This is a genomic window from Pedobacter sp. KBW01, assembly GCF_003852395.1.
Taxonomy (GTDB): domain Bacteria; phylum Bacteroidota; class Bacteroidia; order Sphingobacteriales; family Sphingobacteriaceae; genus Pedobacter.
Genome location: NZ_QAJQ01000028.1, coordinates 1 through 13,948, shown reverse-complemented (window position 1 = coordinate 13,948; position 13,948 = coordinate 1). Strand labels below are relative to the sequence as shown.

The window sequence follows — 13,948 nt, the reverse complement described above, 5'->3', positions numbered from 1 at the left end:
GCTAATATTATGAGAAGAAATATACTTTTTTATGCATTGCTTATAGTATGCATAATGTTAGGCACGAGTGCTTATTCGCAAGAAAAATACATCATTGTGAATGGTACAGTTGTCGATAAAGAAACAAAACAAGGCGTACCCGGGGTTTCAGTAATTTTAGAAGAAACCAACAAAGGTTTAACCCAAACCAATGGTAAAGGCCAGTTTACGGTTAACGTACCGGTGGGTGGAACCTTATTGTTTAAATTTTTAGGTTTTAATACCCAGAAAACAAAAATTACAGGAGCTACCAATATAACAGTAACCATTAGCGAAGACCGCAAGGCACTGGATGAGGTAATTATTGTAGCTTATCAGAAAAGAAGTAAGGAAACCACTACGGGTTCGGCTACTTTAATACAGGCAAAAGAAGTTCAGGATATTCCGGTATCAAACGTAGAGCAGCTTTTGCAGGGTAAAGTTCCGGGCTTAAACATCCAAAATAACACCGGTGCACCTGGTTTCAGGGGTTCGGTGCAGGTGCGTGGTCTTTCGAGCTTAAGTATTTCGGGTAGTGGTAACGAATCTTTCTTACAACCTACATCGCCACTGTACATTATTGATGGTGTGCCTTTGGATGCCGATAAAGCTGCAGAGTTTGGTTTTCAGAGCCAGGGCCCGGGAGTAAGTCCGCTTTCATTAATTCCGCAAGAAGATATCGAAAATATCCAGATCCTGAAAGATGCCCAGGCAACTTCGATGTATGGATCAAGGGGTGCTTACGGGGTAATTATCATCACTACAAAAAGAGGTAATTCTAAAGTGCCACGCATTAGATATGTAACCAATGCCTTCGTTAATGCGCCACCTAAACTGCGCGAAACATTAGGCGGAAATTCCGAGCGCTCGTTAAAAATTCAGCAGATTATCCTTAATGCCCAAAACGTAAACGATATCCGCGCCATTTCTAACACGCCTTTTCTGGCCGACAGTTTAAATGCATACTGGAATAACTCTACCGATTGGCAGAGCGTATTTTACCAAACCACTTACAACCAGAGTCACAATTTGGCACTAGATGGTGGCGACCCTAAATTTAACTATAAAGCCAACGTAGGTTACTATACCGAAAAAGGGGTAATTAAAAATACAGGTTACGACCGTTACAACCTGAACATGAACATGGAGTTTAAACCAAACGATAAATTCAGGTTCTTTGGTTTCATTAACGGTTCAGTAGGTAAGCAAAATAAAGGTAACGGGGTAGGTTTACTTCAATCGGGTGTTGCTGCCAACGGGCAAGCTTCTACTTTGTTGCCGCCGCCATCTTTCTATCAGGCTTCGGGCGGGGTATTATCGGCTTTACAAACCTTAAACGATAACAACTCGAGGAACTTACGTACCAACGTAGAAGCGCGTTACGAATTTATACCAGGTTTAGCGGCCTCTTCTACCTTAAGTTACGATTATACTTCCGATACTGAATCAACATTTACACCTGCTGCTGCCAATGGTCAGTATGCTAAACTATATGATTATGTCGGCAGAAACTTTCAGTTGTATAACCGTAATGGTATCACTTACGCTAAAAGTTTTGGCGAAAAACACAACATTTTCGTAAACACCTTTAACGAGATTTACAAACAAGGTGCTCAGGCTGGTATTACCCGTCAGGAAAGATTGCCTAACGACCAGTTGCAGGGCCCAGCGGGTTACGATGCTTACAACTCAAGAGGTGGTGGTGTATTAAGCAATTACAGAAACGCAACCATTGCATCGTTTGCCGGATCACTTTCTTACGACTACGATAAAAAATATGTGGCCGAATTTTCATACCGTTTAGATGGTACCTCATCAAGCGGACTGGAGAATCCATATTCTAAAAACCCATCAATAGGTTTAAGGTGGAACTTCAACAAAGAAAACTGGTTAACCGATTTAAAATGGCTTTCGTATGGTAGTTTGAGGTTAACCTGGGGACAAAACATTGTACCAACCGGCAACCTGCAAAGTATTTATGGTATTTATAACCTTAATGGTAACTTTAACAACAACCCTACTATTGGTATCAATTACGATCTGGTTCCGAATCCGAATCTTAAACCAACCACAACTACGCAGTATAACTTTGGTTTCGATTTAGGTTTGTTTAACGACAGGTTATCGCTAAACTTCGATACCTATTACAAAAAGGTAGATAACCTGTTGTTCGATAGGTTTTTATCGAATACTACAGGTTTTAATAAACTGGCCAGTAACGATTTGGGTATTGCCAACTACGGTAGTGAGTTAATGGTAACCTTCAGGCCGGTAGTAAGCAAAGATCTCGATATTTCTGTATCGGTAAACGGAGCATTAAACCGAGATGTATTGTTGAAACTTCCTGCCGAATATAATGGCCAGTATATCAGGTTCGATGGTTCGGGTTATTTACAGCACAATGTTTTCCGTGTTGGTAGGAATACCCTGTCTAACTATTTAAGAATTAACCAGGGCGTTTACAGAACCGATGCCGATGTGCCGGTAGATCCGGTTACCGGAAAAAGGTACCAGAGCAGTGGTCAGTTTTTCTTAGGTGGCGATCCGATAATTAAAGATGTAAATGGCGATTATATTTTAGATAACCGCGATTACGAAATTACAGGTAACTCACAGCCTTTGGTTACAGGTGGTTTATCAACCAATATCAGGTATAAAAACTGGGGCTTAAACGTGTACGCAACCTACACTGCAGACCGTACCATTTTAAACAACGCCCTTGCTGATAGGATTGCCATTATGCGTAACCCTTTCTCGCAAACCTCGGTGGTGCCTTTAAACGATCTGGATATCTGGAGAGCACCAGGCGATGTAGCTAAATACCCTTACCCTTATGATTATGCCCGGTTCGATCAAATTCAGCCTTTGCGTGCCGACCAAACCCTTTGGCAGGAAAGCGGAAGCTATTTGAAAGTAAGTAACGTAACGCTTTCGTACATGTTTGATAAGAAATGGATCAGAAGATTTGGACTTAACCAATTGCGGATTTACGCTTCGACCAATAACCTAGTTACTTTTTCGAAATACAGTGGACCTAACCCTGAGAACGTAACCACATTAGGTCGCGATATTTCGAATGGTTATCCTGTACCACGTACTTATAACCTTGGTTTAAACTTAGAACTTAATACAGGCAATTAATCAATATTATTATGAAAAAAGTTATCATTTATACTATAATTATGGCGGCAACTTTCTGTTTGCCTTCCTGTAAAAAGTTTTTAGATGTACAGCCGCTCGATAAACTAACCGGAAACAATTTCTTCCAGTCAAAAGAAGATGTGGTGGCCAACATTTATAATTTATCGCGTATTGTTTTTGGCAAGTACAACGAAACACACTTTGTTGGTGCAACCGGCGAGTACCGTTCGGGCGAAGTGCTTTACGAAAGTCAGTCGGATTTGGCACCTGCCCGCGAGTTTGTTGAGATTTTGGGTAAAAACAACATCTTGTTTTTAATTTCTGGCGGCAGGCCATGGGATTTCTACAACTTTAGCCGCATTACCGATTGGACTGCCTATTATCAGGCCATTCAGGGTGCAAATATTTTAATTGCCAAATTGGATGAAGGTGTTCCCGGCGTTTCAGAAGCCGAGAAAAATTCTTTCAAGGCCGAAGCAGCATTTATCCGCTCGCTGAGCTATTTCACTATGGTGCGCTTATATGGCAATGTGGTTTACTATACCGATGCATTCCACTCTACCGCACAACCTAGAGAAAACTTTGTTTCCGTGTTGAATAAGTGCATCGCCGATTTAAAAACTTATAAAAACAGTATCGCCTGGACGTATACCGATCCGTCATTAAAAGGTGTACGTGCAAGCAGGGGCAGTATTGTGGCATTAATGATGGAAATGAACATGTGGAATGCAGGTTTCGATCCCGCCAATGCCCAAAAATACTATCAGGAAACAGCCGATTTAGGTAAAGAACTTATTGCAAGTAATGCTTACCGTTTATTGCCAATTAACGAATGGGCAACTGTGGTAAAAGGCCGTTCGGATGAGAGCTTATTTGAGTTTTACCGCAGTATTAACTACGGCGATGCAAACGCAAATATTGCCCCTATTGCCGATATGTTTCTGCACTATCCGTACAAAAGACCAGAATATACGCACCGCGTAAGTTTTGCCTACTACCGTGGAGAATACATGCAGAAACTTTTTCAGGATGGCAGCGACAAGCGGATTACAAGCTGGTTTAACGAAGATATTTTTGCCGATAATGGAAAGTTTATGATGCTGAAGTTTGCACAGAACTCATTTTCTACAGGCGAGGAAGATGCCAACCCTGATAACACCTTTATGGTTTTTCGGTATGGTGGCGAAATATTACTGGCTGCAGAGGCATTGGCAGACTTAGGCGAAGATGCAGAATCTATAAAGTTGTTAAATATGGTTAGAGATCGCGCACAAGCCTCAAAATATACTGGTGGTGGCGGTTCGGCCCTTAAAGATTTTATCTTTTACGAAAGATCGAGAGAGCTGATTGGCGAAGGCCACCATTATTTCGACCTGGTGCGTACCAAAAGGATTTTAAGCAACCAATGGTCGTACAACGTATTAACGGCCGATAAATTTAGCCGTGGTGCCTGGACCTGGCCAATAAACTCAAGTGCATTAAACAATAACCCCTTCATGGTACTGAACGAGTACTGGGTTAACGGCGGTAATTAATTTGATTAAAAAGATTAAGAAGAAGATATGAAAAAGCTAATGATGATATGTGCGGCACTTTTACTCTTGTTAAACGCTTGTAAACGTGACGAATATTATATAGATGGCGGCAGGGCCAACCCCGAATATCAGGGCAATATGTTGCAATACCTGAAAGATAAAAAAGTTCCTTTCGATACCGTAGCACAAATTGTTAAGCTGGCTGGTATGGAAGAGCAATTTAGTAAGGAAGACTTTACCTTTTTTGCTTTCGATGATGATGTGATTAAAAGAACAATTGGCGACATACACACTTTCGAGAGGAATAAAAATCCAAGGTTACAATCTTTAAACCAACTGCTTTACGAAGCAGGAAAAGATACCGTAAAAACACTTGATCAGATTAGTCCGCTAATTTGGCGCAAGTATCTGCAACGCTACATGTTTAAAGGTGTAAATGCATTAAAAGATTATCCGCAGATTGATATGGATTTAAAAAGCATTTACCCTGGTGCCCTCCATTATGATTACAATAACGATGTATCAAACATAGGGGTGGTTTATAACAGTGCCAACGGTATTAAGTACATAGGCTACAGGCAATTGGTACTTTCTTACATCCCTGATATTTCAAAACCAAGTGATAATTGGTACATCAGTTATGTGGCGTCATCTGATATTAAACCAACCAATGGCATGGTGCACAGCCTTCGCTATCAGGGCGCATACATTGGATTTAATCTCTACGAGTTTTTTAATGATGTGTACAATACCGGTTTAACACCAAGTAACAAATAATTAGCCTGTTGTAATTTTAAAAGAACAAAAACATGAAAAAAATAAAATACATGCTAATCGTATTTTTTCTTTGCTCCTTAGTTATTCAGGGATGTAAAAAAGAAGAAGAATTGGGTAGCGATCCGTATGCAGATGGAAAGGCTGCTTTGGGTATTGGTATTAGCCAGACTTTACTGCCTGTTCCGGCAGAAGGGATAGTAGGCACAACGGTTACCGTTAAGGCCACAGGGCTTTTACCATATAAAGATCAGTTAAGCTTTATGTTTAATGGCGAAAAGGCACAGGTGTTAAGCGTAACCGCAACCGAAATTACGGTTAAGGTACCCGATGCCGGAAGTACAGGAATCACTTCAATTGCCATTGGCGATCAGTTAATACTTGGTCCGCAGTTCGTTGTAACAGGTATCATCAAAAATGATGTAACCTGGAAAGCAACAGCCGGTACAAATGGTTACGTAAGCCAGTTTTACGAAATGCTGGATGGCCGTGCACTGGTAATTGGTGCTTTTAACAACTACGATAATAAAGGGATTATTACCAATATTAACCGCATTGCCAGAACATCGTTAGATGGCGATTACGACCGTACTTTCAGAACGGGTAGAGGTGCCAATGGTTCATTATCTCGGGTAATCGAAATTGGCGGGAGGTTTATTATTGCCGGCGGTTTTAGTGGTTACAACCAGCGTACCGAAAACATCAGCAACATTACCAGCTTATACCCTAATGGAGCGATTGATACCATTAAAATACAAACCAAAAAGAAACCAACCTTAACCGATACGGTTACCCAAAAATGGTTTCCTAAATTTAATGGCGGTACCAACGAATATATTAACCGTGTTTATCCGCATCAGGGAAAAATTCTGGCAACAGGTAATTTCAGGTATTATGTAAAACGTACATACGATAAAGATAATTACGATTTTACACGCGATACGGTTATTCTGGATAGTACCGAAATCCGTCAGATATTGAGGTTCAATCTCGATGGTTCTTTAGATAAAACCTATCGTTTCAATACAGGAACAAACAAGGGTAACGTAAGCGCCAATGGCCCTATCGATACCTACATGCATACCGATGCAGCCAACCTCGAAAAGCTAATGGTCTTTGGTAATTTCAACACTTTCGACGGGCAACCTGCTGTACGGATATTAAGGCTTGCAGCCAACGGAACGGTAGACCAAAGCTTTAACCCGGGCAGTGGGGTAGATAATGGTATCGGCTCGCTTACTTACAATGCTACTACCCACAAGTATTTAATCACCGGAACCTTTACCCGTTACAATGGCAAACCTGCCAATGGAATGGCCCTGATTAACGAAGACGGAAGTTTAGACGAATCGTTTAGCGCGCGGGCATTTGAGGGTGGCTATCCTGGTTTTGCACGGCAAATTACAGGCGGACTGATTGTAGTAGGTGGAGGCTTTAAAAAATACAATAATGTAACCCGTAATGGTTTTATGGTACTTACCGCGGCAGGTTTACTTGCACCGGGATATAATGCCACAGGCCCATTCTCCGGAAACCTGTCGGATGTGGTTGAAACCAAATCTGCCGATGGTAAAAAAGCCTTGTTGCTGATTGGCGGCTTTAACCGTTTCGATAACCAGCCCTATAACAATATTGTAAGAGTAACTATTGAATAAGCCCAGTTAAATATAAATTAAGATGAGCATAATGAAAAAATATAAATTATTGATTGGTCTCATGGCCGCAATAATTACAACCGCCATATTTTCTTGTAACAAAGATTTCGATAGAACGCTTACCACTAAAGATGGTACCGATACTACCAAGGTAAGGTATGGCAGCCGTAAGGTTTTGTATCTTGTTGTTGATGGTGCAAGAGGACAATCGGTAGCGGCGGCCAATATTCCAAATATTACCGCTTTACTGCCAACCTCTATTTACAGTTGGGTGGCCTTAAACGAGCCTGAATCTACCCAGAACGCCAGCAATTGGGCAAACATGTTAACAGGGGTAAAGAAAACCAAAAGCCTGGTAAACGATGATGCGCTGACCAATAATAACCTGCAGAATTATCCGATTATTTTTAAACGGATTAAAGAAAGCAGGCCGCAGACTAAAATTGCGGCTTATACCTCATCGGCAGTGTTTAAGAGCTTAACCACCGGTGCCGATATCAGCGATCTGGTAGCTGGCGACGATCAGGTAAAGGCAGCGGTAATTAATCAGCTGAATACCGATACAGCCTCTGTGGTTGTTGGGCATTTTACCGATGTAGATAAAGCTGGTGCCGCTTCTGGTTACGATAATTCATTTCCTGCATATAAATCGGCAATCGAAAAATTTGATGCCGGTGTTGGAGAGATTATCACCGCTTTAAAGAAACGTAAAAACTATGCAAATGAAGATTGGCTGGTCGTAATTGCCTCGAGCGATGGAGGTGCATTTACACTTCCACCGAACGCCGACGATCAAACCATTTTTAGTAAAACAGCCAATAACGCATTTGTAATTTATTACAGCGCAAGTTATAAGAAAAGGATACTTGTTAAGCCATTTACCGGTAATCGCTACCTGGGCAAAACAGTTAAACTGGTTGGACAAGATATCAGGGCAGAAATTGCAGGTACTGATGCAAGTGTTTATAACATAGACGATACCACAAAAATGACCATAGAGCTCAAGGTGAAAAAAAACAAAGAGCAGTTTTTCTGGCCAAGTATTTTGGGTAAAAGAAACGAGTGGTCGGGCGGTCACCCTAGCGTGGGCTGGGTAATTTACCTCGAAGACCGCTACTGGTATTTTGAGTGGAGAGGAACCAAAGACGGCGATTATAAGCAATGCAGAGGTGGCGACCTCATTCAGGGGCGCTGGGAAAATCTTTCGGTAAAATTAGAGCAGCGTGGCAATCAAAGGTTTATCCGTACCTACACCAACGGAACTTTCAATAACGAAGTTGAAATTACAGCTTCAGGCTCACTGGCTAATTCGAATGCACTTAAACTGGGCTATTTAAATGGTCAGGGTCACGGAGAACCTGATGTTTACGTTACCGATATCCGTTTCTTTAAACTAAGCGTACCCGATGGCGTTATTGGGCAATACGCCTGCGAAACAGCTATTGATCAAAGTCATCCTTCTTATAACTTTTTGGTTGGTTATTGGCCTGCAACCGACGGAAACGGCGATAAAATGATCGATCTTTCTTCTCAGGCCCGCGATTTTAAATTGCAGGGAGCATACGTTTGGGAGAATTTTAACGATCTAATCTGTCCGCCTGCTGCCAGTACTTTGGCAGTGATGGTACCACAAACAGCCGATATACCAGTTCAGGTAATTAACTGGTTAAAGATAGCCAACAAGCAAACCTGGGCGCTTGATGGTAGAGTGTGGTTAGATCAATAAAATTTTGCGGATCATTTAAAAATATCGAAAATGAAAAAAATTATATACACTGTATTAATAGGCCTAACCATTATTATTGGTGCCTATTCATGTAAAGAATCGCAGATAGAAGATTTGAAATTGCCTGATAACGAAAGTAGTAGTATCACAGGAGAAGGAATTGTTGTTGGTAATGTTTCTATTGATAATCAATTTGTTAGGGTGCCATTTAAAATTTCCCTAGCAAATGCTGCACAAGAAGCTTTTCAGGTGGGTTTAACCTTAAATAACGATACCGTTGCACAGTTAATCAATAACGGTACTTTAACCAATGCTGTACTAATGCCTTCAACAGCGGTAGAATATCCTACTGTAATTAATGTATCGTACGGTGCAAATAGTGGCGAAGGTATTGCCATTGTGCGCAAGGCTGCACTAGAACGTTATTATGGTAAAAAAGTAGTTTTTGCCTTAAAACTGGCTGCACCTGGCAAAGGTAACAAAGTAGCCAATGGTAAATCGAACATTTTGGTTGTAATCAATACAAGCGAACTCTTTAAATCTACCGATATCCATTATTTAACTTTTCAAGGTGGGGGCATTTATAATGTTGCCCAAGGGCCTAATTATCAAGTGGGGCCTGCAGGTGTTACTATTCCTTTAATTATCAGTTTAGAAAATGCACCTACGACAGCCTTTAACGTAAAAATTAAAGATAATGTAGATACGATTGCAACGTTGCTTTCGGCAGGTACCCTTACAAATGCCATTCACCTTGCCGCTAAAGATTTTACGATTGATACTTTGGTGAGGTTTAATACCGGTGCAAGCAGTGCAACAGTCAGGTTATCCATTCCGTGGCCGGTTTTCGATGCCAACATTGTAGCCAATAAAAAATTCGCTTTTGCATTGAGCTTGTACGATAACACCAATCACGTAATCCACCCAACAAAAGGTAAGGTAATTGTAGTTGTAGATCCAAATGTAAACCTCGATAACAACTCGCCGATTATTGGCAATGGTACCGGTTTAATTGCCAAATACTATACCAATACCCAGCTGGCTCCAGATGATGGCCGTGAGCCTTTTGCTACCCGCGTTGATGGTACGATTGAGTTTTCGGGCGATGGCTGGCCGGATAACGTAAAAAATACTTCTGGTACATCTTTAAGCCGTGATAATTTTGCCACAAAATGGTCTGGCGAATTTTTGGCACCGGTAAGAGGGGATTATGTTTTCTACCAAACCCGTTGGGATGATGGATCGCGGTTATTCATTAATGGTAAGGCAATTATTGATGACTATACCACGCAGTGGGATAAACCAGAAAGAAAAGCAACTATCCGTTTAGAACGCGGTATCAGATATAGGATTGAAGCGCACCACCGCGAAAATGTGGGTGGTCAACAAGCTTACCTCGAATATGAGGTGCCATCAGCTGGTATAACAGGTAAACGTGCTGTACCGAGAACACAATTATTTCCAACTCCATAAACATAAATAGATATGAAAAGTAACATGAAAAGATTATTCAACATCTGTGCGCTTTTACTGCTTATCATTGTGTTAACGGTAAAGTGCAAAAATAGCGATACGGAGGAGGTTGTTCCCGTAGTGGAAGAACCCAAACCATTGGTAGCTTTCGATTACAAAATACCAGATCCGGTAAAATACCAGGAGGTACAGTTTACGGCCGAGCTGAAAAATTATAAAACCTTGTTGTGGCAGTTTGGCGATGACAGTACTTCGGTTGAAGTTTCGCCTAAACACGTGTACCGCTTTCCGGGCACTTACCGGGTAATTTTAACCATCCGTAACGGACAGGGCTACTCTGCAACCAAAGAGATTAATTTGAAAGTTGTCGATCCGAATTTCGACCCGACCAAATATGGCGAAAACTACATGAAAACCATTGGCGGTAAATTTTCGGTTAACCTCGAGGCCGGCGCCGGTCCCGATTCGAACGAGGGCTCTAAAAAGCTGGTTGACCAGGATATTAACACTAAATTTTTACAGGCAGGTTTTGATGGAACGCAGCGCTGTACTTTCGAACTCAATACCCCACAAGTGGTGGGTGCCTATACCATGACTTCGGGTAACGATGCAGCCGACCGCGACCCAAGGTACTGGATTTTACAGGGCTCGTTAGATGGTATTCAGTTTACCGATTTGCACACCGTAACAGTTTGTCCATGGGCCAATGAGAACAGTGGCGTAAGCAGGAAACAGACTAAACTTTTCCACTTCGATAATTACATTGCCTATAAGTTTTACAGGCTTTACATCAAATCGAACAGGGGAAGCCGTATATTCCAGCTTGCCGAGTGGACAATCAATAAAAAACAACCATAAGTAACATTCTCTCCACACCATTTGAAAATACATGAGGCCTAAAAACTTCATGTATTTTTTTTGAGAAGATTTTACTGATATCTATCGTTCAAATTTAATTGTCAATTGGACAATTAAAATCTGAATTCTCTCGTCTAATTAAATTATATTTTATACTTTAGTAAAACGTTTAACTAACGCTGTTTCTAACCGGAATATAAATTTCATTACACACACAATTATGAACAAAATCAAAACTTTAAAATTTTTAGGCTTACTGGGCTGCATGTTTGCAGGTGGTTTATTAAAAGCGCAGGACCGAAAGGCACCGGCTTATCCCTTAATTACGCACAATACCTATTTCAGCATCTGGTCTAACACCGATAAATTAAACGAATCGTCAACCGAACACTGGACAGGAGCAGAGCATTCGCTTTTAGGGCTTATTGATGTAGACGGGGGGATTTACCGTTTTTTAGGTAAAGAAGCTACGAATTACAAAACCATAGTGCCTGCTTCTGACGAAAAAGGCTATCAGGTAAATTATACCGAAACCGAGCCAATAGGCGATTGGAAAACTGAAAACTACAACGCTGGTAGCTGGCAAACAGGTACTGCACCCATTGGCGATGATGCCAAAACCGTTAAAACCTTATGGAAATCGCACGATATATGGGTGCATCGAACATTTAATGTTGCCAACCCTAAATCAATAAACGAGCTGTTTTTAAAAATAAACCACGATGATAACATTGAGGTTTACCTTAACGGCAAGAAAGTATATACCAAAGAAGGTTGGACCAATACTTTCCAATACATTGCCTTAAGCAACAGCGATAAAAATGCATTAAAGGCTGGTTCAAATGTAATTGCAATCCATTTACTTAATACAGCAGGTGGCCGTTACCTCGATTTCGGCCTGGTTGATAAATTAAAAGATAACGCGGAAAAAGTACAGCTGGCTAAACAAAAAAGTGTTGATATTAATGCCACGCAAACCATTTACAACTTTACCTGTGGTAAAATCGATTTAAAATTAACCTTTACTTCGCCATTGTTAATGAACGATTTAGGTTTGTTTGCTCGCCCGGTTTCTTATGTTTCCTACCAGGTGAAAGCCAACGATGGTAAAACGCACCAGGTTAAGGTTTATTTAAGTGCATCAACCAATATTGCAGTTTACAGACCTTCACAAGTGGTAAATACTACAAAATATAACACGCCAAAATTATCGGTTTTAAAAGCAGGTACGGTAGAGCAACCAGTGCTTCAGAAAGCAAGCGATGACATGCGGATTGACTGGGGTTATTTTTATGTTGCTGCCCCAAAAACCAGCAATGCTATCCAGTTTGTAACTTCCGAAAAGGATGCTGCAGATGCTTTCAGAAACGGAAATTCAGCCTCAACAGCTAAGCAAGGCAAAATGCTGGCGCTAAATACCCTTATTCCTTTTGGCAATGTGGGCAAAACGGCTGTAGAAAAATTTGTTGAACTGGGTTACGATGAAATTTATTCAGTACAATATTTTAACCAGAATTTAAGGCCCTGGTGGAATACTTCTGGCAAGGAAACCATCGAAGGTCAGTTAACTGCTGCAGCTAATGAGTACAAATCGGTGATCGCCAAATGCGAAGCCTTTAATAAAACAGTGTATGCCGATGCATTAAAATCAGGCGGAAAAGAATATGCAGATTTGTGCCTTTTAGCTTACCGCCAGAGCATTGCCGCCCACACATTGGTAAAAAGCCAGCAGGGCGAAATTTTATGGCTATCAAAAGAGAACAATAGCGGCGGTTTTATCAATACCGTTGATGTAACTTATCCATCAGCACCATTATATCTGATTTATAATCCACAATTGTTGCAAGGTATGCTAAATGGTATTTTCTATTTCAGCGAAAGCGGAAAATATCCTCACCCTTGGGCTGCACACGATTTAGGTACCTATCCTTTGGCAAACGGTCAAACTTATGGCGAACCCATGCCGGTTGAAGAATCGGGCAATATGATTATTCTAACTGCTGCTATTGCTAAAGCACAAGGAAACGCCGACTATGCTAAAGCACATTGGAAAACACTAACTACCTGGGTTGATTATTTAACGAAAGAAGGTTTAGATCCAAAAACACAACTCTGTACCGATGATTTTGCCGGTCACCTGGCGCGCAACGCAAATTTATCGGTAAAAGCTATTGTAGGTATTGCCTGTTATGCGCAAATGGCACAAACTTTAGGTTATACAGATGTAGCTAAAAAATACCGTGACATTGCCGAAAGCATGGTACCAAAATGGATGGAAATGGCAGATGCTGGCGATCACTACGCTTTAACCTTCGATAATAAAAATACCTGGAGCCAAAAATACAACCTGGTATGGGATAAGGTTTTGGACTTAAATCTCTTCCCGCAAAAAATTTACGATACCGAAACCAAATATTACTTAACCAAACAAAATAGGTACGGTATTCCATTGGATAGCAGAAAAGCTTACACCAAAAATGATTGGATTTTATGGACAGCTACATTTGCACCAACCAGAGCAGAGTTTGAGGCTTTGGTACATCCGGTTTATAAACATGCTATAGAAACAGAATCAAGAGTACCATTAAACGATTTCTATGATTCGAATACCGGTATTCGCGATAATTTTAAAGCCCGCAGTGTAGTTGGTGGTTTTTACATGAAAATGTTTGCCGATAAACTAAAAGCCAAATAGGATTTAATTTAATACCCTTTAAACAATCGAAGGTCCTGTATTTAATGCAGGACCTTTTTTATTGTGTGCCAGG

At 40.9% G+C, this 13,948-nt stretch carries 8 protein-coding genes; all 8 read left to right on the top strand.

What is annotated here, in order from left to right:
• The first annotated feature begins 9 nt into the window (after positions 1-9).
• The 8 genes from DBR40_RS23090 (at position 10) to DBR40_RS23055 (ending at position 13,875) form a co-directional block, all read left to right on the top strand.
• A complete protein-coding gene (locus DBR40_RS23090; RefSeq protein WP_233603966.1) occupies positions 10-3,159 on the top strand; it encodes a SusC/RagA family TonB-linked outer membrane protein in 3,150 nt (1,049 codons plus the stop codon).
• 11 nt (positions 3,160-3,170) lie between these two features.
• Positions 3,171-4,694: a RagB/SusD family nutrient uptake outer membrane protein gene (locus tag DBR40_RS23085; protein ID WP_124562102.1), complete on the top strand. Its 1,524-nt coding sequence runs from the start codon at positions 3,171-3,173 to the stop codon at positions 4,692-4,694.
• A 27-nt stretch (positions 4,695-4,721) separates the two neighbouring features.
• The gene (locus DBR40_RS23080) at positions 4,722-5,471 is read left to right on the top strand and encodes a hypothetical protein (protein WP_124562101.1); all 750 of its coding nucleotides are present in this window, start codon (positions 4,722-4,724) and stop codon (positions 5,469-5,471) included.
• 32 nt (positions 5,472-5,503) lie between these two features.
• Positions 5,504-7,123, top strand: a complete 1,620-nt coding sequence (locus DBR40_RS23075) for a DUF5008 domain-containing protein (RefSeq protein ID WP_124562100.1) — start codon at positions 5,504-5,506, stop codon at positions 7,121-7,123.
• 31 nt (positions 7,124-7,154) lie between these two features.
• Positions 7,155-8,849, top strand: coding sequence for a DUF4983 domain-containing protein (locus DBR40_RS23070; RefSeq protein ID WP_158674118.1), 1,695 nt, complete (start codon positions 7,155-7,157; stop codon positions 8,847-8,849).
• Between the two features lie 30 nt (positions 8,850-8,879).
• The gene (locus DBR40_RS23065; RefSeq protein WP_124562098.1) at positions 8,880-10,322 is read left to right on the top strand and encodes a PA14 domain-containing protein; all 1,443 of its coding nucleotides are present in this window, start codon (positions 8,880-8,882) and stop codon (positions 10,320-10,322) included.
• Between the two features lie 12 nt (positions 10,323-10,334).
• Positions 10,335-11,180: a PKD domain-containing protein gene (locus tag DBR40_RS23060; protein WP_124562097.1), complete on the top strand. Its 846-nt coding sequence runs from the start codon at positions 10,335-10,337 to the stop codon at positions 11,178-11,180.
• Positions 11,181-11,400: 220 nt separating this feature from the next.
• On the top strand, positions 11,401-13,875 hold the full coding sequence (locus DBR40_RS23055; protein ID WP_124562096.1) for a glutaminase family protein: 2,475 nt from the start codon (positions 11,401-11,403) through the stop codon (positions 13,873-13,875).
• The last annotated feature ends 73 nt before the right edge of the window (positions 13,876-13,948 follow it).